Origin of the sequence: Nonomuraea mangrovi, assembly GCF_042681425.1 — a bacterium.
In the GTDB taxonomy this organism is placed as follows: Bacteria; Actinomycetota; Actinomycetes; order Streptosporangiales; family Streptosporangiaceae; genus Nonomuraea; species Nonomuraea mangrovi.
In genome coordinates this window covers 172,605-193,940 of sequence record NZ_JBHUFV010000061.1, presented here as the reverse complement: position 1 = coordinate 193,940, position 21,336 = coordinate 172,605, and the positions used below count along the sequence as shown (strand labels likewise).

The following is a 21,336-nucleotide window of genomic DNA, read 5'->3' as shown; positions in this document are numbered from 1 at the left end:
TGTCACGAAAGCGGCCGCTCGATCCGTCTGCTCGGCATGACGAGAATCGTGGTTCTAGGGGCCGGCTACACCGGCATGGCGGCGGCGATCAGGGTGGCGACGAGGTCGCGCCGTAGCGGCGGCAGGGTGACGCTGGTCAACCCTTCGCCGAGGTTCACCGAGCGGCTGCGGCTGCACCAGACGGCGGCAGGCGAGCGGCTGGCCGACCACTCGATCGAGCGGGTGCTGGCCGGCACGGGCATCGACTTCGTCCAGGACACGGTGGCCGGCCTCGATCCCGAGGCCAGGCGGATACGGCTCGGCGGCGGGCGCGAGCTGGCCTACGACAAGCTCGTGTACGCGCTCGGCACCGTCACCGACGTGTCGGTGCCCGGCGTCGCCGAGCACGCCTACCGTTACGACGACCACGCGGGCGCCGTACGGCTGGCCGAGCGCCTGCGCTCCCTGGAGGAGGGCACGGTCGTCGTGGCGGGCGGCGGCCTGACCGGGATCGAGTCGGCGACCGAGCTCGCGGAGGCCTACCCGAGGCTGCGGGTGGTCCTGCTCACCAGAGGCCGTCCTGGTTCGATGATGGGCGAGCGGGCCCGCGCGTACGTCATGCGGGCGATGGACCGCCTCGGCATCGAGGTCCGCGAGGCTGCCGACGTCGTCAAGGTGCTGCCCGCCGCGGTCGAGCTCGCTGGCGGAGAGCTGATCCCCTCGAACGCGACGCTCTGGACGACGGGGACGAGGGGGCTGCCACAGGCCCGCGAGGCCGGGTTCACGGTCGACGGGCGGGACAGGATCGTCGTGGACGACGTGCTGCGCTCGGTCTCGCATCCCGACGTCTACGCGGTCGGTGACGCGGCGGCGGTGAGCCGGCCGTTCGGCGTGATCCACGGCACCTGCCAGAGCGGGATCCCCACCGGGCTGCACGCGGGCACCGCGCTCGCCGACGAGCTTCGCGGGCGCAGGCCCAGGGCGTTCAGGTTCGGCTACTTCCACCAGCCGCTGAGCCTGGGCAGGAAGGACGCGGTCATCCAGTTCGTCAGGCCGGACGACACTCCCCGCAGGGGCTACCTGAAGGGCCGCTGGGCCGTCTTCTACAAGGAGAGCGTCAGCAGCAGCCCGATCCCCACCTTCCGGCTGCTCAAGCGAGGTCTGGTGCCCGTGTCCCTGTTCCGGCTCACCGCCGGGTGACCGCCTTACCGGCGGCGTCGGGCCCGTCGTACTCGCGTCGGGGATGCTCGTCGCGACGACCACGGTCACCTGATCGCTCGCCATGCGTGGGCGCTCCTTTCCTCGAACGCTCCCTTGACGCATGCCAGGACCGGGCGTACAAAGGTGGTAACAGCGTTACCGCATAGAAACGGCGTTACCCGCATGACGGCATACAGCGAGGCGCAGCAGGTCGGGCAGGAGGCAGTGAGGGCCGCGATCCTCGACGCCGCCATCCATCTGCTGGTCACCGAAGGGCCCGGCGCCCTGACCGTGCGCAGGATCTCGGGCGAGGTCGGCTGCTCGACCAAGGTGATCTACACGCTGTTCGGGGCCAAGGAAGGGCTGGCGGAGGCGCTCTGGTTGGAGGGCTTCGCCAGATTCGAACGCGCCCTGCTGGCCGCGCGCGCCGACGCCGACCCGCTGACCAGGCTGTCCGAGTGCGGGATCGCCTACCGCGCCTACGCGCTCGCCGAGCCCGACTACTACCGGGTCATGTTCCAGGGCGCGCTGCCCGGTTTCGTGCCCAGCCCCGCCGCGATGGCCGCGGCCCGCAGGGCCTTCGCGATCCTCTACGCCGACGTCGAAGCCTGCCTGGAGGCCGGGCGGCTGTGCGGCGGCACCGCCCAGGAGATCGCCGACCTGCTGTGGATGGCCGCGCACGGCGCCACCAGCCTCGAACTGTCCGGCCACATCGACCCGGCCGAGGCGGAGCGGCGGTTCGTGACGCTGTGCGCGTCGGTGCTGTGCCCATTCCTGTCCGACCCGAGCGACGAGAGGACACCACCTCCATGAGCACTCCCTACAGGAACGGCTTCGCCCCCGTCTCCGAGGAGATCACCGCCTTCGACCTGCCGGTCACCGGGCGGATCCCCGCCGAGCTGTCCGGGCGTTACCTGCGCAACGGACCCAATCCGTTCGGTCTCGACGACCCGGCCGCCGCGCACCTGTTCCTCGGCGAGGGCATGGTCCACGGGGTACGGCTGCGCGACGGCAGGGCCGAGTGGTACCGCAACCGCTGGGTCCGCAGCGCCGAGGTGGCCAGGCGCCTGGGCGAGGAGCCGAGGCCGGGCGCCGTCCACGGCGGCATGGACTTCGCCGCCAACACCCACGTCATCGGCCACGCGGGCAGGACGTTCGCGACGGTGGAGGCGGGCGCCCGGCCCTACGAGCTGACCTACGAACTGGAGACGGTCGGGCCGTGCGACTTCGGCGGGACGCTGCCGGGGGGCTACGCCGCCCACTCCAAGCTCGACCCGCACACCGGCGAGCTGCATGCCATCGCCTACTTCTTCGGCTGGGACCACCACCAGCACGTCGTCATCGACCCGCAGGGCAGGGTCAGCAGGACCGTCGACATCCCGGTCGCCGACGCCCCGATGGTCCACGACCTGGCGCTGACCCAGCGCTATGTCGTGATCTACGACCTGCCCGTCACGTTCAGCATGGAACACGCGGCCAAGGGGGCGCCGCTGCCGTACAGCTGGAACGACGACCATCCGGCGCGCATCGGGCTGCTGCCGAAGGACGGCGGCGGCGAGGTGCGCTGGATGGAGGTGGAGCCCTGCTGGATCTTCCACACGCTCAACGCCTACGACGACGGTGACCAGGTGGTGATCGACGCGGTCCGCTACCCCAAGAGGTTCGTCGACGCGCGGCTCGACCTCGGCGGCCTGCCGACGCTCGAGCGGTTCACACTCGACCTCACCTCGGGCAAGGTGACCGAGACCAGGCTCGACGACAGGGCGCAGGAGTTCCCGCGCGCCAACGAGCGGCTCACCTCCCTGCCCTACCGGTACGGCTACGCGGCCGCGGCCGAAGACCTCGTGGACGTCATCTACCCCGCCGACACCGAACTGGAGGACCTGCCCGACACGGCGTTCGGCAACGCGCTCATCAAGCACGACCTGAAGACCGGCACCCGGCAGTCGCGGAACTTCGGCAGGGGAGCCTCCGCCGGCGAGCCCGTGTTCGTCCCCGCGCAGGGTGCCGCCGCCGAGGACGACGGCTACGTCATGGCCTTCGTCAACGATCCCGGCAGGGGCGCCACCGACCTGGTGATTCTCTCCGCCCAGGACTTCACGGGCGAGCCGGTGGCCACCGTCCACCTGCCCGCCCGCGTCCCCCTCGGCTTCCACGGCAGCTGGGTGGCCGACACAGACGCGTCATGAGTGACAGACGGCGCTCGTGGTCTCTTCCGTCGGATGGCATGGCCGCGAGGCGGTAGCCTCTTTAGGTTGGGAAAACGTGAAGAGGGAGAGGCCGTGACCGCTCTGGTCGTCGCCATGGACGGGCCTTCGGGGTCGGGTAAGTCGAGCGCGTCGCGCGGGGTGGCCCGCGCGATGGGGCTGCGCTACCTGGACACGGGGGCGATGTACCGCGCGATCACCTGGTGGATGCTCCAGCGGGGCGTCGACCTGACCGACCCTGCGGCGATCGCGGCCCAGGTGGACGAGCCCTCGCTCGTCTCCGGCACCGACCCCGACGACCCCACCGTCCACGTCGACGGCGTGGACGTGGCGGGGCCGATCAGGAGCCAGGAGGTGACCGGCGCCGTGTCGCTGGTCGCCGCCGTGCCCGAGGTGCGGGCCAGGCTCGTCGCGATGCAGCGGGAGATCATCGGCAAGGGCGACATCGTGGTCGAGGGCCGCGACATCGGCACCGTGGTCGCCCCCGACGCGACGCTCAAGGTCTACCTGACCGCCAGCGCCGAGGCCAGGGCGCTGCGCCGTACGGCGGAGCTCAACGTCGAGGCGGGCGGACCGGGCGGCACCACGGTGGAGGCACAGCAGGCCGCGATGGCCAGGCGTGACACCCTCGACTCGACACGGAAGACCGACCCTCTCTCGATGGCGGATGGCGCCGTCGAGGTCGACACCACCGCGCTCAACCTCGAAGAGGTCATCGCGGAGGTGCTGAGGTTGATCGGGGAGCGCTCGAGCCAGGAGGAATCCGAGCTCGATCGCGCCCATATTCACGAGCGCGCCTGACGTCAGGCGCGGTACTCAAAGGAAACAAGACACGTGACTACGGGGGAGTACGACGACTCCGGCTGGATCGAGGCCGAGCTCGCCGACATGGAGATCCCTGCCCACACCGAGGACGAGCAGGTGGCGCTGCCGGTGCTCGCCGTCGTCGGGCGGCCGAACGTCGGCAAGTCGACGCTGGTCAACCGCATCATCGGCCGCCGGGAGGCGGTCGTCGAGGACGTTCCCGGCGTGACCCGCGACCGCGTCACCTACGACGCGACCTGGCGCGGCAGGCGCTTCACCGTCGTCGACACCGGCGGCTGGGATCCCGACGCGACCGGCATGAACCTGCGCATCGCCGAGCAGGCACAGATCGCGGTCGAGCTGGCCGATGTGATCCTCTTCGTGGTCGACGCCGTCGTGGGCGCCACCGACGCCGACGAGATCGTCGGGGGCGTGCTGCGGTCCTCGGGCAAGCCGGTCATCCTGGCCGCCAACAAGGTCGACAACCAGCAGATGGAGCTGGAGGCGACCTCCCTGTGGTCGCTCGGTCTCGGCGAGCCGTACCCCGTCTCGGCGCTGCACGGCCGCTCCTCCGGCGACCTGCTCGACGTGGTGCTCGACGCGCTGCCGCAGACGCCCAAGCAGACCTTCGGCGAGGCGAAGGGCCCGCACCGGGTGGCGCTGCTCGGCAAGCCCAACGTCGGCAAGTCCTCCCTGCTGAACAAGCTGGCGGGCGAGGAGCGGGTGCTGGTCGACCCGATGGCGGGCACCACCCGCGACCCCGTCGACGAGCTGATCGACCTGGGCGGCACCACGTGGCGCTTCGTCGACACCGCGGGCATCCGCCGGCGCGACCGTGAGCTGCAGGGCGCCGACTTCTACGCCGCGATGCGCACCCGCGCGGCGCTGGAGAAGGCGGAGGTGGCGATCGTGCTGATCGACGCCTCCGAGCCGCTGACCGAGCAGGACCTGCGCATCATCGGCCTGGTCATCGAGTCGGGCAGGGCGATGGTCGTGGCCTTCAACAAGTGGGACCTGGTCGACGAGGACCGGCGCTACTACCTGGAGAAGGAGATCGACAGGCAGCTCGTCCGCACCCCGTGGGCGCTGCGGGTCAACATCTCCGCCAAGACGGGCCGCCACATGGACCGCCTGGTCCCGGCGATCGAGAAGGCGCTCGACTCCTGGTCCACCCGTGTGCCGACGGCGCGGCTCAACGCCTTCCTCACCGAGCTGGTGCAGCAGACGCCGCCCCCGGTGCGCGGCGGCAAGCAGCCGAAGATCCTCTTCGCGACGCAGGCGTCGACCGAGCCGCCGAAGTTCGTGCTTTTCACTTCGGGCTGGCTGGAGGACACCTACCGGCGCTTCATCGAGCGGCGGATCCGCGAGGAGTTCGGGTTCGCGGGCTCGCCCATCGAGGTGACGATGAAGATCCGTGAGAAGAAGAAGGGCGCCCCGGCCAAGAAGTGACCCCAGGGCCTTCGGGGGACCTCATCAGGGCGCGGCCCTGGGTCCCCCGCGAGGCCCCGCGGGTCCGTGGCCACGAGGGCGGGCGCTCACTCCGGGTGGTTGTGGGCGTCGAGCGTGAAGGGACTGCGCACGCCCTCGTAGGCCAGGTGCAGCGTCATCCCCTCCGCCGCGTGGCTGAGCTCGTGGCAGTGGGACAGCCACACCCCGGGGTTGTCCGCCTTGAGCGCCACCTCCCACACCTCGCCGGGCGCCACGTCGAAGCTGTCCATCCACACCGGCGCCGCCCGCACCCCGTCGCGCGACAGCACCAGCACGTGGTGGCCGTGCGGGTGCATCGGGTGCAGTTCCCCGCTCCTGTTGACCACCGTGAACCGCACCCACTCGCCCCGCCGCACGACCGCCGGCGGCACCCTGGGCCACACCTGCCCGTTGACCGTGTGCGAGAGCATCGGGATCCCGCCGCGCAACGCGACGAGCCGGTCCAGCACCCACGTGTACGACCTGTCGAACCGCTCCGGCACCTGCGCGCCGCCGCCGTAGCGGGTGATGTCGAGGAGCGGCCCCGCGGCGGGCGGGGGAGCGGCGCCCGAGCCTGGCGTGAGCAGCAGGCCCGCGGCTCCGGCCGACATCAGCACGGGCCGTGACGGCATGGTGAACGCCAGGTCGTAGCGTCCGCCCGCGGCGAGCTGCGCCCGCTCGTCCGCCAGCACGCGGCCGTCCACCGCCATGCCGTCCACCGCCGCGATCCGGTACGGCACGCCGCTGACACCCAGCGTCCTGGGCCCGTTGTCGGTGTTGACCACCCGCAGCCGCACGGGCGTGCCGGCCGCGACGGTCCGCGTGGCGGTGCCGTCGGCCGGAGGCCCGCCCGCCACCGACACGGTCAGCGCACCCCCGAACGTGTGCAGCGCGACGGGCTCGTCGAACCCCTCGGGCGCGGCGGGATCGACGGTGAGTGTGCCGAACAGCCCCGCCTGCAGCGCCAGGTTGGGCGTCTCGTGCGTGTGGTACCAGTAGCTGCCCGGCTGGCCGGCGCGGAAGCGGTAGACGAACGAGCCGCCTTCGCGGACGGCGTCCTGCGTGAGCCCCGGCACGCCGTCCTCGCCGTTGGGCACGTGGTAGCCGTGCCAGTGCAGGGTGACGCCCCGGTCGGCCAGCTCGCTGCGCAGCCGTACCTCCACCGTCTCGCCCTGCCGTACGCGGAGGGCCGGGCCGGGGGAGGCGCCGTTGAAGGTCAGCGCCTCGACCCTGCGACCCGAGGCGAGCGTGATCGTGGCCGCTTTCGCGGTCAGCTCGAAGCGCCGGACGGGGCCGCCGGAGGGGCCGCGCAGCTCGCTGACGCCGACGGAGCCTGAGGGGGACAGGCGCAGCGCGGCGGCGGGGCGGGCGTTCCACATCGACAGGCCCGTCCACGCCACCGCCAGCGCCGCCACCACGGCCCCCGCCACCCGCCACGCTCGCCCCCGCCGCCCCCTGCGTGTGAGCATCGACCAGGTGGCGCCGCTCGCGCCGAGGACGGCCAGCACCAGCACCACCGACGGGTACGGCGCGAGCGGATACCCCATCCCCACCGAGACGGCCGCCCCCGCCACCCCCGCGTAGGCCGCGGCCAGCGGGAAGACGACGGTCAGCGGGGTGAAGGAGCCGCGCAGCATCCTGGGCAGCGACACCACCGCGGCCGCCAGGGCGGGCGGCAGCAGCAGGGGGAGCGCCAGCGTCACCTTCTCGCCCGCGAACCACCACCCCGCGCTCGCCAGCCCCGCGGTCACCGCGACCCTGCAGGCCGTCGCCAGCAGGGCGGCGAGCACCAGCAGCGCCGACGGTATGGCTTTGCGGGAGACCAGGGCGTGGCATCCCGCGAAGCCCCACGAAACGGCGACCAGAATGACCAGGATCCGGTCGAGCGCGAGCAGCGCGGCCGTGCTCACACGGTTTCGGTGGCCCGGTGGCCCGTCGCGGCCTTGGCGTGGGCCTGCGCCCCCCGCCATGCGGAGATGGCCGCGCCCAGCAGCAGGACGCCGACGATGGCGTGGAAGCCCAGCACGTACAGGCTCGCGGGCGAGGTCTTCTCCTGCGTCGCGCCGGCCAGCTCCGCCAGCGGGAACAGCACGAACATCTGGACGGCCACCAGGACGATGGGAGCGGCGCAGGTGCCGATGAGCTTGCCGGGCGCGCGGGCGATGGCCGCGATGATCGTGGTGATCAGGGACACGGCGGGGATGAGGATGAAGCCGTTCATGACGTGCCACCCGATCGCCGCCGCCTCGGGGTTGGACGGCCTCGGCGTCTCGAACGCGCCATAGGTCGCGAGGTAGAACTGCAGAACCACGAGGGCGAGCTGGATCACGGTGAAGACGACCAGGACCTTGCGCATGTCGTGCTCCTCAGGGGGATCGGTCCTCCCATGCTGAGCGCGAGATACCCACTCCCGCATGAGTAGCCCCATACTCACCCGCTCTGTAACGCGTGCTAGCATCCTGCGCAACACGTCGAGGGAGACGAGTAACCCGGGCCCGTCGAGGGCCGAGAGAGCCGCTGGAAGCTGGGAAGGCGGTCCCACGACCCCGGGCGAAGACACTCCTGAGTGCGGGGAGGAAATGCCCCGCCGGGCTGACCTCCGTCACAGGGTCGTGTGAGGCCGCTCGCGAGAGCGGCGAAGGCGCGGTGGCACCGGGAGTTCCCTTCTCCCCCGCGTCCCCAAGGGATCATGCGGCTCAAGGAGTTGTGATGATCTCTCGTGTCCTGTCGGCGGAGCTCGCGGAGCACGCCGGACAACGAGTGAAGGTCGCCGGGTGGGTTCACCGCAGGCGACAGCTGAAGTCCGTCTCGTTCCTCATCCTGCGCGACCGTACGGGTCTGGCGCAGGCGGTCCTGTCCGGCGACCTGCCGGTGGAGGAGAGCGTCGTCGAGGTGACGGGCACCGTCACGGTCAACCCGCAGGCGCCCGGCGGCGTCGAGCTCACCGCGCCGGAGATCGCTGTGCTGGCCGAGCCCGCCGTGGCACCGCCGTTCGACCTCTACCGTCCAGGAGTGCCCGCGGCGCTGCCCACGATCCTCGACCACGCGCCCGTCGCGCTGCGGCATCCCGCGCTGCGCGCGCCGTTCCAGATCGCGGCGGCCGGTGTCGCCGGGTTCAGGTCGGCGCTCGACTCCCTCGGGTTCACCGAGATCCAGACGCCGAAGATCGTCGCCTCGGCCACCGAGTCGGGCGCCAACGTGTTCGGCATCGACTACTTCGGCAGGCCCGCCTACCTCGCCCAGTCGCCGCAGTTCTACAAGCAGGCGATGGTCGGGGTGTTCGAGCGGGTCTACGAGGTCGGCCCCGTCTTCCGCGCCGAGCCGCACGACACCGCCCGCCACCTGGCGCAGTACACCTCGCTCGACGCCGAGCTGGGCTTCGTGCGCGACCACCGTGACGTGATGGCGGTGCTGAGAGAGGCGCTCGCGGGGATGACCGAGGAGGTACGGCGGCGCGCGGGCCAGGCCGTGGAGACGCTCGGCGTCGCGCTGCCCGAGGTGCCGGGGGAGATCCCCTCGATCCACTTCACCGAGGCGCAGGAGATGACCGGCGAGGACGAGCCCGACCTGTCACCCGCGCAGGAGCGGTGGCTGTCGGAGTGGGCGATGAGGGAACACGGCTCGGAGTTCCTGTTCGTCACCGGCTACCCCATGGTCAAGCGGCCGTTCTACACCCATCCCGACCCCGAGCGGCCGGGCTACTCCAACGGCTTCGACCTGCTGTTCAGGGGGCTGGAGCTGGTCACCGGCGGGCAGCGGCTGCACAGGCACGCCGACTACCTCGCCGTGCTCGGCGAGGACGTCGGGCCGTACGAGGGCTACCTGTCGGCGTTCGCGCACGGCATGCCGCCGCACGGCGGGTTCGCGATCGGCCTGGAGCGGTGGACCGCCAGGCTGACGGGGGCCGCCAACGTCAGGTCCGCGACGCTCTTTCCCCGCGACCTGCACCGGCTGGCACCCTGACCACCAGCGCGACCGCCGCGCCGAGCACGCACAGCGCGGCGGTCGCCACGAACATCTCGGTGTACTCCACCCGCAGCGCCGCCTGCACCTTCGCGGTGTAGGCGGCCAGCCGGCCTGCGTAGGTGGCAGGGTCGACGCCGAGGGGCAGCGGGGTGTCGAGGTCGGCGGTGAGCGACTGGAAGCGGTAGAACCCCCACGCCGACACCGCGGCGATCCCGATCAGCATGCCCATCATCCTGGCCACCACGACCGCGGCGGAGGCGACACCGTGCTGGGCGGCCGGCATGACGCGCAGCGCGGCCGAGGAGACGGGCGCGATCACCACACCGAGCCCGGACCCCGCGACCACGAGGTCGAGCGGGCCCGTGAGCGAGCCCGACAGCAGCCAGAAGCCCGCCGTCGCCACGACCAGCCCGGCGACCATGACGGGCGGCTCGCCGTACCTCCTGGTGAGCAGGCCGCCCGCCGGCGCACCAGCCACCAGCGCGCCGAGGAACCAGGCCAGCGTGAGCGCCCCGCCCAACGCGTCGGCGCCGAACAGCGTCTGCGAGGCCAGCTGCACGAACACCATCGTGACCAGCAGCGCCGCGCCCGACAGGAAGCTGACGCCGAGCGTGGCCAGCAGCGGCCCCTTGGGGACGCCGGTGAGGTCGAGCAGTCGGACGGGGGAGCGGATCTCCCACCAGACGAACGCCGCCGCGACCAGCAGGCCCGCGCCGATCAGCGGCGGGCCCCACGCGGGCAGGACGGCCTTGGCGGGATCGGGGTTGTACAGCCCGGCCACCAGCAGCCCGAGCGCCACGGCGAGCAGCGCGCCGCCGGCGACGTCGACCCTCCCGGTGCGCGCCTCGGACGCGGGGACGGTCCGCTGGACCGCGACGGCGGCCAGCGCCGCCAGCGGCACGTTCAGCCAGAAGATCGCGTGCCAGCCGCCCAGGTCCACACCCAGCAGGGAGAAGGCGGGCAGCAGGGCCACGACCGCGCCGTAGAGCGGGCCGAGGGCGCTGCCGAGCTCCTGGGCGGCCCCGACGGCGCCGAGCGCCACGGGCCGCTCGTCGTCCTTCCACAGATCGCCGACCAGCGCCATCGTGATCGGCAGCAGCGCGCCGCCCGCGACGCCCTGCACGGTACGGCCCGCCACGACCATGGGCAGGGAGGCGGCCAGCGCGGTGAGGACCGAACCGAGGGCGAAGCAGGCCAGGCAGGCGTGGATCAGGGGGCGCCTGCCGTACCGGTCGGACAGCTGGCCGAGCAGCGGCATCGCGGCCACGTAGCCGAGCAGGAACCCGGTGACGACGGGGGTGACCCGCTCCAGCCGGTTGATGGGGACGCCGACGTCCTGGGCGATGCCGATCAGGACGGTGACGACCACGTACGCGTCGAGGGCGGCCAGCAGGACGGCGGTGCCGCCCACCCCGAGAGCGACGTTGCGGCGCGGGTTCATCCAGCGGGCGGGGTGATGGTGAACCGGGCGTCGTAGTCCGACAGCGTCACCGTGACGGATCCGCCGTCGAGCGGCAGGTCGATCCTGGTGAGCCTGCTGGAGGCCGTGTCGATCCAGAGCTTGCCGTTGATGTCGGCGGTGACGCCGGGGATCAGCGCGCCCATCGTCTTGCCTGGGAAGGTGGCGGCGACGCGGTAGGCGCCGCCGTCCACCGCCTCGGTGGTCGGCTGGCCGAGCCCGCCGAGCAGCGCCGAGATGCCCTTGTCCGGATCGAGGAGCGTCGAGGGATCGTAGCCCACGCCCGTCATCAGCAGCTGCTTCGGCACCTTCTGGTAGCCGCCCGTCGTGGCCTTGAAGTGGACCGTGTCGCCGATTATCACGAAGCTGAACTCCTGCAGGCTGTTCATCAGCGAGATCTGCAGCGTGCCGTCGGCGTCGCCGGTGGAGGTCAGCCTGCCGTCGGCCTTCTTGAGCTGGATCTTGGGCGTGCCGTCCGTCGTGATCGAGAACGACGCGCTCGTGACCGCCTTCATCGCCTCGGCGGACTTCTTCACCAGCTCAGGGCCCTGGGGCAGGGCCTCCTGGCTGGAGCAGGCCGTCAGCGCCATCGCGAGGGAGAGGGCGAGGAGGAGCTTTCGCAGCATGCCCGGATCGTAGCGCTCAGCGCAGACTCTTGAGGTGCTCGAGAATCGGGTTGTAGGCCTGTTCGAGCGCGTCGAGCTGGTCGTCGGTCAGCAGGTCGACGAAATGCTCGCGCACACTGGCGACGTGGTAAGGCGCGACGCGCTGCATCGTGGCCCACCCCTCCTCGGTCAGCACCGCGAACGTGCCGCGTCTGTCGTCGGGGCAGTCTTCCCTGGTGACCAGGCCCGCGGCCTCCATTCTCGAGATCTGGTGCGACAGCCGGCTGCGCGACTGGATCGTGGCGTCGGCCAGATCGCTCATGCGCATGCGCTTGCCCGGACATTCCGAGAGGTTGACGAGGATCTCGTAGTCGTTCACCGAGAGGCCGAACTCCTGGAGATCGATGCCGAGGCGGTGCATGAGGAGCTTGTGCACGGCGAGGTGGGCACGCCAAGCGCGCTGTTCTGTCGTGGTAAGCCAGCGAGGCGTGCTCATGATCCCAATTTACCTCTCAGACGACGGTGACGACCTCGTCGTAGCTGAGTCGATGCTGACGCGGGTAGTGGGAGTCGCTCTCGGCGTGCCTGCCGATGTTGACCACGGCGACGGCGTGGTGGTCGCCCTGCGGGAAGAACTCCTTGCTGAGGCCGTCCGCGTCGAAGCCGCCCATCGGTCCGGCCGCCAGGCCGGCGGCGCGCAGGCCGACGATGAAGTAGGCGGTCTGGAGCCCGGCGTTGAACTTGGCGGAGGCGACACGTCCGGCCTCGTCGCGCTCGAAGCCGTCCCTGGCGTTCGGGTTGGCAGGGAAGAGCCTCGGCAGCTCGTGGTGGAAGTCGAGGTCGGCGGCGAGGATCGCGACCAGCGGCGCCTTGCCGATCTTCGGCTTGTTCCCCGGCGCCATGTGGGCGGTCAGGCGCTCGCGGGCCTCGTCCGAGCGGACCAGCAGCACCCTCAGCGGCTGGCCGTTCATCGCCGTCGGGCCGTACTTCACCAGGTCGTGGACGGCGCGAATCTCGTCGTCGGTGACCGGCTCGCCGGTGAAGCCATAGGTGGTGTGCGCCTCGCGGAACAGAAGGTCCTGGGCGTCCTGTGACAGCAGCATGTCGACTCCTCACGGGGTTCGGTTCTGCCGCTCTGCAACATAGTAGAAGATTCAACTATTCCCCTCACGTAGAGTGATCTCTCGTGGCGGAGTCGACAGGGACGGTCATCGTCGCGGGCCTGGCCAATCTGGCCATCGCGGCGGCGAAGCTGGTCGCCGGCCTGCTCGGCGGCTCCGCCGCGATGCTCTCCGAGGCGGCCCACTCGACCGCCGACACCGTGACCGAGTTGTTGCTGCTGCTGGCGGTACGGCGCAGCGAGAAACCCCCCGACCGCCGCCACCCCTTCGGTCACGGCAAGGCGGGGTTCTTCTGGGCGCTGATGGCGGCGGGCGCCACGCTCGTCGGTGGGGCCGGCTTCTCCATCACCCACGGATTCCACGCGATCACCCACGGGGAGGACCTGTCGGACCTCCGTCTGTCCTTCGTCGTGCTGGCCGTCTCGTTCGTGATCGAGGCGATCTCCTGGGCGAAGGCCATGTCGCAGGTCCGCAAGGAGGCCGAACGGCGCGGCATCAGCCCTCAGGCCTTCGTCCTGCGCACCTCGGACACCGCGTTGAAGGCCGTCCTGTTCGAGGACACGGCGGCGCTGACGGGCCTGGTGATCGCCGCGCTCGGCCTGCTGGGCGCCCGGCTCACGGGCGATCCCGTATGGGACGGCGTCGCCTCGGTGCTGATCGGCGTCCTGCTGCTGGCGATCGCGCTCAAGCTGATCGTGGACAACGCCTCGCTGTCGAGATCGCCTGTGACGAGGTGGACGCGAGGCTACGCGAGCAGTTCCCCGGAGTCGTCCAGGTCTTCCTGGATCCGACGCCTACTCATGCCAGGAGGAAACGCGCGCGGTAGGCCGCAGGTCCAGGGCGTCTAGCCGTAGAAGTGCATGACGACCGCCAGGCCGACGAAGTGCATCAGCACGACAGCGGTGATCAGGGAGATGAAGACGAACTTGGCGGGGCCGTGCTCGAAGTGCTTGCCCTCTTCCAGGGGCTTGCGCTTGGCCATCCGGTCCGCGATGCGCTCCTCGATGGGCTTCTTGTAGAACACATTGGTATCTTACCGTCTACCTGCTAATTTATCGGAATTCTGGTCGCCGGGCGGTCGGTGATAACAGTCACAATCACCGGTCCGTGAGCCGTCCACTCCAGCAGGTGCCGCCCCTGCCACTCCTGGCGCTCCTGGTCGGCCAGCCCCGACAGATCCACCTCGCGCAGCCGGCCGAGGGTCAGCTCGCCCCGCTTGACCAGCGCCTCCTTGCGCGCCCAGATCCTGATGAGGCCCGCGTTGCCCGTGACGAGCGCCCGCTCCCCGCTGGTGAGGACCTGGCCCGCGAGCCCCTCGTCCATCGGGCCCTGGCTCACCCGCTCGGCGTCGACGCCGACCCTGCCGTGGCCGGCCGCCGCGCACACGTAGCCGCGCGTGTGGCTCAGGCTGACGCCCAGCTCAGGAGCTTGCTCCAGGTACGGCCTGCCGTGACCGGGGCCGTGTACCTCGCAGTGCTGCAGCAGCGTGAGCTTCTCGGGCGGCAGGCCGAGGTAGGCGGCGGCGCAGTGCCGTACGAGCAGGTGGGCGGCGACGAACGCACGACGGTCGGAGTCGTGGACGAACCTGGCCGCCCGCTGCCTCTCCACCTCGGTCAGCCAGTCGGCCGAACCGGTGACTTCCTCGACGGGAGCGCCCATCGCCACTGGATCACGCATCCGCCCAGACTAGAGGCCGGGCCGCGAACGGCTCTAGCCCTTCTTGTCGAGCTTCGTCTCGGTCTCCTTGGCCGCGCCGAGGACGGTGACGTCGCTGACCTTCCACACGCCCTTCTGCTTGATCATGACCATCTTCAGGTGGGTGCCGAGGACGTTGCGCACCGCCTCCTTGCTCGTGACCTGCTGGTCGACCGAGACCAGGGCCTTGGCTGAGGCGTCGTCGACCTCCGAGAGGTACACCTCGCGGACCGTCGCCTTGGACACGGCCTCAAGCTTGACGATCACCTGCTCCATCGGGCCGCCGAACGCCTCGTCGTAGGTGGCCAGGAAGTCGCCTGCGGTCATCGCGATGACCTTGCCGCGCGTGGTCTGCAGGTCCTTGTAGTCATAGCTGAGCAGGGTGGTGGCGAACGCGCTCGCCGCGCCGGAGACCTCCAGGCGCAGCAGCCGGTCGTGCTCCAGCGGGGCCAGCCGGCTCTGGAGGCGGTCGGCGCTGATCCACTGCACGACGGCGGTCACCCCCGCCGTCGCCAGGACCAGCGCCAGCACCGCCCCGATCGCCATCCCGCGCCACCGCGCGCCGCCTCCCGCGCCCCTACGTCGGGCGTCCCCTTCACCGCCGTCTCCTTCAGCGGGGTCCCCTCCAGTGAGGTCCCCTGCACCCGCGTCTGCCGTCGTCGGGTCGTCGGCCTTCCCGTTCGCCGTCCGCGCCTCCGAGGGGTTCACTTCCGCGGTCTGCGGGTCCGCCGTCTTTCGTTCGGCGGTCTCTGGGTCGGCTGTCTCCGGGTCCGCCGTCTTCGGGGGTGCGGATGTCGACGCCGAGGTCTGCTCCGAGGCGGGCTTCGGCTCGGCGCTTCCCGGCGCCTCGGCCGCCGCGCCGGAGGGCGCGCTCTCCTCCTCCCGGGTGGTCTCCTCGGCGAGGTCCTGCTTGGTGCTCATCGGTGACTCCCGAGGAGACCACGGGCTTCAGCCTTGGTGAGGAATCGGGAGCTCGAGAGGGCCGTCAAGGCCCGAGCGGTGCAGTGACCTTTCCTGATCCGCATCGCAGCGACCTCTCTCTTGGTATGGTTCAGGTGTTCGGACGGGCTGGTGATATCCAAGCTGGCCTGTGTGGGCCTACCGCCGGGCTGGCGGGATGTGAAGCCTGTGGAGGCTACGTAAGACCGGTCGCCCACCTTCGGGTGTGTGTGGGCTGTCGCCTGTGAAGCAGGAAGATCCGACCCGTGAGGGCTGGAATCCCCCGGATTCATCCGTGGGGAGGATGTCAAGTGTCACTCCGTTCCGCGGCGGCGAGAGGACCGCCCCACCGCGACCCAGCCCAGCACGCCGCCGCAGACGACGAGTGCCAGGAGGATCGCGATGACGAGCGGTGCGAGGTTCTGCGAGGTGGCGGTGAGGGTGGGCTGGTCCTGAGCGGCGGCGGCAGAGGGGTCGGTGGCCTCGGGCAGGCTCTCATCGGCCCCGGACTTCGCCTCGGCCTTCCCCTTGGCCTGCGCGTCGGTCTCGGTCTCCGCCTCGCCCGAGCCGGTCCTGTCCGCGTCGGCGGAGGGTTCGGCCTGCCGGCCGTCCGCGGGGGACGTGGGGCTGCCGTTGCCCTCGTGCGGGCCCCTGTCCTGCGTGAAGTCCACCGTGGCGACCGGCGCGTGCCTCGGGCACTTCAGCAGCGGCGCCATCTTCGGCGGCCCGATGGGGTTCTCGTACTCCTCGGCCGGCTGCGGACCGCCGGGAACGCTGAAGATGAACGTCGACTTGCCGTACACGGTGCCGTCGGGGCGTTTGTCGCTGATGTCGTCGGCCAGGCTGAGCGCGGTCGGGACGCTGCGCAGCAGGTGGTTGAGGTTGCGTTCCGTGGCCGCGGAGAAGATCGGCCGGTGCGGCAGGCCCGCGGCCGTCAGCGCGCAGGAGAAGCCGGGCCTCGCCGTCCTGAGCAGGGTGTCGATCTGCCCGAACACGCCCGGCCCGTTGTCGAGGAAGGCGTACAGGTCCTTGCGGGACTCGCGCAGCGATCCGGTCACCGTGGCCAGATCGGTGATGCCCGCGGCCAGCTTGTCTTTACGGCCGGCCAGCGTGCCGGTGAGCTGGGTGAGCTGCACCGCGAGCTCGTCGAGTGTCCTGGAGTTGTCGGCGAGGGTGTCGGTCAGGCCGTGGGCGTCGTCGATGATGCTCCTGATGGACGGCGCCCGGCCGTCCAGGGACACCGCCAGCTCGTGGGTGATCGTCTTGGCGTCCTTGGCGGGGACGGCCTCGAGCAGCTTGCCCACGCCCTCGAACAGCTTCTTGTAGTCGAGCGGTACGGTCGTCCTGGCCAGCGGGATCACGTCGCCAGGCGCGAGCGACGGCCCGCCCACGCCGGTCTTGGGCGGTGACAGCTCCACGTACGGCTCGCCGATGGCCGATTTGCGCCGCACCTCCGCCGTGCTGGCCCTGGGGAGCCTGATCTCCCTGTCGATGTCGAGCCCGACCACGATCCTGCCGGGCGCGAGCCGTACGTCGCCGATCTTGCCAACGCGGACGCCGAGGTAGGCGACGTCGAAGCCGCGCACGAGGCCGGGAGAGGAGACGAACTCGGCCGAGACCCTGTAGGGCCGGGTGATCACGTCGAGCTTGATGATCGTGCTGAACGCCCAGACCGTCATCACGAGGCCCAGCAGTGCGAAGAAGACCAGGTTGAGGTAGATGCGGGGTCTCATCGCGGCGGCTCCCACAGCAGGCGGAAGTCGTCCTTGCGGTTGGGCTGCGGGCCCGGGTCGACGTTCGGCGTGTTCGGGATGATGCCCTTGTTCTTCGGCAGCAGCAGGCCCTTCAGCCAGATGTAGATCAGCACCTGGCCGTTGACCGTGATCGGCGGGAGGTCGATGTAGGCCTGCATCCTGGTGATCAGCGTCTTGAGGTCCTCCTTGCCGCGCAGCATCGACGCGCTGATGGCGTCCACCTCACGAAGCAGCGTACGGAGCCTGGCCGCATGGCGCGGGTAGACGGTGACATTCGCCTCCTTCGCCAGTTTCGTCAGCGCGACGATCGCCTTCTTGATGTGCTTGCGGCCGTGCTTGACCCTGTCGGTGGCGGCGGCGAGCGTGCCGGGGAGCCTGTCCAGCTCCTCGTTCCCCTTGGCGAGCTGGTCGCCGAGCTTGGCCAGCCCCTCGATGGTGCTCGCGATGTCGGCTCGCGCGGCCGCGTAGCTGTCGGTGACCTGCGCGGTCTGCCTGATCAGCTTGTTGAGGTCGTCGCCCTTGCCCTCGAAGGCGGTGGAGGCGGCGTCGAGGATGGCGTTGACGTCCTGGGCGCCGAGAGCCTCGATCAGCGGGCCCGCCTTGGCGGTGACCTGCTCGATGTCGGCCTCGACGCTGGTGTCGGTGATGGTGGCGCCGCCGGCCAGGAAGGGCCCGGTGGTCAGATCCTTGCCCTTGGGCGGCTTGAGCAGCACGTAGTTCTCGCCCAGGATCGAGGTCTTGGCCACCGTCGCGCTGGTGCCCACGGGGATCCGCTTGTCCTGCTGGATCGCCATCGTCACCTTGGCCCGGTAGCCGTCCAGCCGCACGTCGGTGACGGTGCCGACCCTGACGTCGGAGATCTGCACGCTGTGGCCCACCACCAGGCTCTGCACGTCGGAGAACGTCGCCGACACCGTCAGCTCGCCCTGCGTCGCGCCGATCGTCTGCAGCGTGCACCCCGAGGTGGTGAGGGCCAGGGCGAGCGCGGCGTGTCCGACTCTCATCGCTTCCCCCGCTCGTAGGGACAGTTGCTGAGCCCGCCCGGCAGGCATGTCAGCTTGGGCAGGTTGAGCGAATCGAACAGGGGCGCCAGCCAGGCCCTGGTCATGGCGTTCAGCACGACGCGGATCTTGAGGACGTGCTGGTCCCTGTCCCACGCGTCGATGATCACGTCGGCGAAGTCCGCCGCGCCCTTGATCGTCTGCGCCATCCGCTCGCTGTTGGCGCGCACGGTGAGGACCATCTCCGACAGCGTGGCGATGCCCTGGGGCAGGCGCTCCTGGTAGGCCTCGATGAGCACGTCGCCCCGCCGTACGAACTCGGCCATGCCGGAGATGAACCCGCGCAGCCGCCGGCGTTCCTCCGCCAGCGTGGCGCTGGCCTCGGCGAAGGCGTCGATCGTCTTGGTGACCTGGCCTTCGCGCTTGTTGAGGCTGGTGGCCAGCCTGTTGAGGCCCTTGGCCAGGTCGATGAGCTGCTCGTCCTGCGCGGCGAGCGTGTCGGTCAGCTCAGCGGTGTCGGCGAGCGCGTTGTTGATCGTCTTGCCACGGCCCCTCACGCCGTCGGCGAGGTCGCCCGCCACGTCGCCGAGCTTGTCGGTGTCGAGGGCGTCGGTGAGCTTGGTGAAGGCGTCGAGGGCGTCGTCGATCTCCACGGGCAGGTCGGTGCGCTCCAGGGGGATCACCGCGCCTGGGGCGATCTTCGGCTGCCCGGGCTTCCACGGAGGGTAGAGGACGACGTTGCGCTCGCCGAGGGTGTTCTGCGGGGCGACGACGGCCTTGACGTCCCGGGGCAGGGGGATCTCGGGGTGGACCGACATCTCCACCCGCACCCTGTCGCCCTCGATGGTGATCTTCTCGACGGTGCCCGCGTCGAGGCCCATCACCTTGACCCTGGCCTGTTCGTAGAGGCTGGGGGCCTTGGAGAAGATCGCGACGAGATGGTAGGGGGCGGGGCCGAGGAGTGAGCACCCGCCGGTGGCGGCGAGCATGACGATCATCACGAGCACCGCCGTCCCGCGTCGCGCGAGGGCCCGGACGTCCAGGGTGCCGGAGGTCATCGGTCGTTCTTCCTGTCCTTGGCGATCGCGGCCAGCACCTCGGGGTTGATCGGCCCGAGCCCGGTGGCGATGGCCTCGATCCACGGCCCCTGGCCGCCCATCGTCGCCAGCCCCGCGAACGTCGGCCCCGCCCACCCCAGCACCGAGTTGAACTTCTCCCTGCTCCCCGTCAGCTTCGTGGTGATCGCGCTGGTGTTCTCGAGGGTGTCCACCAGGCTCTTCTCGTGCTCCACGATCAGGCTGGTGGTGCTGGAGACCAGGGCGCTGCCCTCTCCCAGCAGCGTGCGCAGCTCGGCCCTGCGCGCCCGCAGCTCGTCGAGCATGATCTCGATCGCGTCGATGAGCCGCCCGATCTGCTTGTCCTTCTTCTCGAGGACGTCCATGATCCTGGTGCCGTTGTCGAGGAGCTTGCGCAGGTCGGGCTGACTCTTGCTGATCGTGTCCGACAGGTCGCCGATGTTCTTCAGCAGCCGCGTCACCCGTCCCCGCTTGGCGAGGTCGACCTTGGCCAGCTCGGTGAGGAGCTTGTCGACCGCCTTGGTGTCGAGCTTGTCCACCAGCCTGGTCGCGTCCTTCAGGGCGTCGTTGATCAGGACAGGGGTGCCGGTGCGCTCGACGGGGACCGTTCGCTGCGCCTCGGGCAGCTCGTCGAGGTACGGCGCCGCCACCGCGCCCGTCAGCTTCACGTACCGCCCGCCGAGCAGGTTGGACAGCGTGATGTCGGCCCTGGTGTTCCTGCCGAGCCGTACGTCGCTGTCGACCTTCCAGGTGACCACCACGTGGCCCTGGGAGTAGTCGGGCCGTACCTCGGTCACCTCGCCGACGCGCACGCCCGCCACCCGCACGTCGTTGCCCGTCTTCAGCCCGCCGGAGTCGACGAAGATCCCCGACATGTGGTAGCCGCCCTCGAAGAGGCCGAGCGTGCCGACCAGGAACGTGCCGACGAACAGCGAGCCCAGGACGCCGAGGGAGACCAGCCCGACGACGATCTTGTTTCTGTCGCGGAACGACTTCAGCGCCATCAGTCACCCACCATGAGCCTGCGCAGGTCCTTGGAGCTCTGGATCTTCAGGCTCTCCCGCAGCGGCGGCGGCGTGTCCATGGGATAGGGGCAGGGCGAGGGCCCCAGGGCCACGCACGGCACGGCCGAGATGAAGTAGTGGCCGCGGTTGACGCTGGAGTAGGCACGGCTGAACAACGGCTGGATGGTGTTCACCGTCCTGTCGACCTTGTCCACGTTGCGGCGGATGCCTGCGGTGAGCCTGGCGAGGGTGTCGGTGACCGCGCCGAGTTCCTCGGCGTTCTTGCCGAGGACCTCGTTGGAGACGTGGAAGGTCGTCGACAGCTCCACCAGGGACGCGTCGATCAGCTCGCGGTTGTCGGCGAACGACTCCGAGAGGGTGACCAGGTTGTCGACCAGCGTGGCGATCTGTTTGTCGCGCTTGGCGACCACGCCCGTGACGGTGGCGTAGTCCTTCAGCAACTGGCGGATGAGCTCCTTGCGCTGGTTGACCGTGCCGGTGATGTCGTTGACGTTGTCGAGCAGGCGGGGGATGTTCTTGTCGTTGCCCTCCAGCGCCCTGCCCGCGGCGGTCAGCAGCTGGTTGATCTGCTCAGGGTCCAGGCTTCTGGTGAGCGGGCCGAGGTCGCTGACGAGTTCGCCGATGTCGACGACCGAGGCGGTGCGGGCGATGCGGGCGCCCGGCGCGAGCTTGTCGGGTGCCGTGCCGGGGACGAGGTAGACCACGCGCTGCCCGACGGCGTTGCGCCACCTGATGGCGGCCTCGCTGTCGGAGGGGATCCGCACCGCCTCCTGGACCTCCAGCGTCACCTCGGCCCTGCCGTTCACGACCTTGATGGACCTGACCTGGCCGACGGGAGCGCCTGCGATCTTGACCTGGTCGCCCTCCATCAGCCCCGACACGTCGTCGAACGTGGCGACCAGCGGATATCCCGCGCCCGTGCTGACCCTGGCGATCTGTACGGCGAGCACGACGATCAGCGAGGCGGTGACGGCGAAGAACAGGCCGAAGCGCAGGAGCGTCCAGCGGCGGACGACACGTTCTCTGGAGGCGGCCATC

General features: G+C 70.4%; 21 protein-coding genes. 7 read left to right on the top strand and 14 right to left on the bottom strand.

Annotated features, from left to right (window positions below):
* Positions 1-36: 36 nt before the first annotated feature.
* The 5 genes from ACFSKW_RS39910 (at position 37) to der (ending at position 5,639) form a co-directional block, all read left to right on the top strand.
* A complete protein-coding gene (locus ACFSKW_RS39910; RefSeq protein WP_379579033.1) occupies positions 37-1,179 on the top strand; it encodes an NAD(P)/FAD-dependent oxidoreductase in 1,143 nt (380 codons plus the stop codon).
* Between the two features lie 183 nt (positions 1,180-1,362).
* Positions 1,363-1,992, top strand: a complete 630-nt coding sequence (locus tag ACFSKW_RS39905; RefSeq protein WP_379579031.1) for a TetR/AcrR family transcriptional regulator — start codon at positions 1,363-1,365, stop codon at positions 1,990-1,992.
* The gene (locus ACFSKW_RS39900; protein WP_379579029.1) at positions 1,989-3,368 is read left to right on the top strand and encodes a carotenoid oxygenase family protein; all 1,380 of its coding nucleotides are present in this window, start codon (positions 1,989-1,991) and stop codon (positions 3,366-3,368) included. Before ACFSKW_RS39905 ends, ACFSKW_RS39900 begins: the two co-directional genes overlap by 4 nt.
* A 93-nt stretch (positions 3,369-3,461) precedes the next feature.
* Complete coding sequence (gene cmk, locus ACFSKW_RS39895; protein WP_379579027.1) at positions 3,462-4,187, top strand: (d)CMP kinase; 726 nt, start codon at positions 3,462-3,464, stop codon at positions 4,185-4,187.
* A 33-nt stretch (positions 4,188-4,220) separates the two neighbouring features.
* Positions 4,221-5,639, top strand: coding sequence for a ribosome biogenesis GTPase Der (der, locus tag ACFSKW_RS39890; RefSeq protein WP_379579025.1), 1,419 nt, complete (start codon positions 4,221-4,223; stop codon positions 5,637-5,639).
* 86 nt (positions 5,640-5,725) lie between these two features.
* On the opposite strand, the gene ACFSKW_RS39885 is transcribed toward der, so the two are convergent.
* Entirely contained in the window at positions 5,726-7,567 is a 1,842-nt protein-coding gene (locus ACFSKW_RS39885; protein WP_379579023.1) for a multicopper oxidase family protein, read from the bottom strand.
* Entirely contained in the window at positions 7,564-8,013 is a 450-nt protein-coding gene (locus ACFSKW_RS39880; RefSeq protein ID WP_379579021.1) for a DUF6220 domain-containing protein, read from the bottom strand. The genes ACFSKW_RS39885 and ACFSKW_RS39880 overlap by 4 nt, the downstream gene beginning before the upstream one ends.
* A 353-nt stretch (positions 8,014-8,366) precedes the next feature.
* Between ACFSKW_RS39880 and aspS the strand changes: the two genes are divergently transcribed.
* Positions 8,367-9,620, top strand: a complete 1,254-nt coding sequence (gene aspS / locus ACFSKW_RS39875; RefSeq protein ID WP_379579019.1) for an aspartate--tRNA(Asn) ligase — start codon at positions 8,367-8,369, stop codon at positions 9,618-9,620.
* On the opposite strand, the gene ACFSKW_RS39870 is transcribed toward aspS, so the two are convergent.
* Genes ACFSKW_RS39870 through ACFSKW_RS39855 form a run of 4 tightly spaced genes read right to left on the bottom strand, consistent with a single transcriptional unit; the run spans position 9,571 to position 12,790 of the window.
* On the bottom strand, positions 9,571-11,064 hold the full coding sequence (locus ACFSKW_RS39870; RefSeq protein ID WP_379579017.1) for an MFS transporter: 1,494 nt from the start codon (positions 11,062-11,064) through the stop codon (positions 9,571-9,573). The genes aspS and ACFSKW_RS39870 overlap by 50 nt on opposite strands.
* Positions 11,061-11,708, bottom strand: coding sequence for an LppX_LprAFG lipoprotein (locus ACFSKW_RS39865; RefSeq protein ID WP_379579014.1), 648 nt, complete (start codon positions 11,706-11,708; stop codon positions 11,061-11,063). Before ACFSKW_RS39865 ends, ACFSKW_RS39870 begins: the two co-directional genes overlap by 4 nt.
* Positions 11,709-11,724: 16 nt before the next feature.
* Positions 11,725-12,183, bottom strand: coding sequence for a MarR family winged helix-turn-helix transcriptional regulator (locus tag ACFSKW_RS39860; protein ID WP_379579012.1), 459 nt, complete (start codon positions 12,181-12,183; stop codon positions 11,725-11,727).
* Between the two features lie 16 nt (positions 12,184-12,199).
* Positions 12,200-12,790 (bottom strand): malonic semialdehyde reductase, encoded by a 591-nt coding sequence (locus tag ACFSKW_RS39855; RefSeq protein ID WP_379579010.1) that lies wholly within the window; start codon positions 12,788-12,790, stop codon positions 12,200-12,202.
* 83 nt (positions 12,791-12,873) lie between these two features.
* On the opposite strand from ACFSKW_RS39855, the gene ACFSKW_RS39850 reads away from it, so the two are divergent.
* Complete coding sequence (locus tag ACFSKW_RS39850) at positions 12,874-13,656, top strand: cation diffusion facilitator family transporter (protein ID WP_379579008.1); 783 nt, start codon at positions 12,874-12,876, stop codon at positions 13,654-13,656.
* On the opposite strand, the gene ACFSKW_RS39845 is transcribed toward ACFSKW_RS39850, so the two are convergent.
* The 8 genes from ACFSKW_RS39845 to ACFSKW_RS39810 form a co-directional block, all read right to left on the bottom strand.
* A complete protein-coding gene (locus ACFSKW_RS39845) occupies positions 13,653-13,832 on the bottom strand; it encodes a hypothetical protein (protein WP_379579006.1) in 180 nt (59 codons plus the stop codon). The two genes, ACFSKW_RS39850 and ACFSKW_RS39845, sit on opposite strands and share 4 nt — an antisense overlap.
* A gap of 23 nt (positions 13,833-13,855) precedes the next feature.
* Complete coding sequence (locus ACFSKW_RS39840; protein ID WP_379579004.1) at positions 13,856-14,485, bottom strand: 4'-phosphopantetheinyl transferase family protein; 630 nt, start codon at positions 14,483-14,485, stop codon at positions 13,856-13,858.
* A 33-nt stretch (positions 14,486-14,518) separates the two neighbouring features.
* Positions 14,519-15,424: a hypothetical protein gene (locus tag ACFSKW_RS39835; RefSeq protein WP_379579002.1), complete on the bottom strand. Its 906-nt coding sequence runs from the start codon at positions 15,422-15,424 to the stop codon at positions 14,519-14,521.
* Between the two features lie 332 nt (positions 15,425-15,756).
* Positions 15,757-17,175, bottom strand: coding sequence for an MCE family protein (locus ACFSKW_RS39830; RefSeq protein ID WP_379579000.1), 1,419 nt, complete (start codon positions 17,173-17,175; stop codon positions 15,757-15,759).
* Complete coding sequence (locus ACFSKW_RS39825; protein WP_379578998.1) at positions 17,172-18,200, bottom strand: MCE family protein; 1,029 nt, start codon at positions 18,198-18,200, stop codon at positions 17,172-17,174. The genes ACFSKW_RS39830 and ACFSKW_RS39825 overlap by 4 nt, the downstream gene beginning before the upstream one ends.
* Complete coding sequence (locus ACFSKW_RS39820) at positions 18,197-19,255, bottom strand: MCE family protein (RefSeq protein WP_379578996.1); 1,059 nt, start codon at positions 19,253-19,255, stop codon at positions 18,197-18,199. The genes ACFSKW_RS39825 and ACFSKW_RS39820 overlap by 4 nt, the downstream gene beginning before the upstream one ends.
* A complete protein-coding gene (locus ACFSKW_RS39815) occupies positions 19,252-20,277 on the bottom strand; it encodes an MlaD family protein (RefSeq protein WP_379578994.1) in 1,026 nt (341 codons plus the stop codon). Before ACFSKW_RS39815 ends, ACFSKW_RS39820 begins: the two co-directional genes overlap by 4 nt.
* Positions 20,277-21,335, bottom strand: a complete 1,059-nt coding sequence (locus ACFSKW_RS39810) for an MCE family protein (RefSeq protein WP_379578992.1) — start codon at positions 21,333-21,335, stop codon at positions 20,277-20,279. The genes ACFSKW_RS39815 and ACFSKW_RS39810 overlap by 1 nt, the downstream gene beginning before the upstream one ends.
* Position 21,336 lies beyond the last annotated feature (1 nt).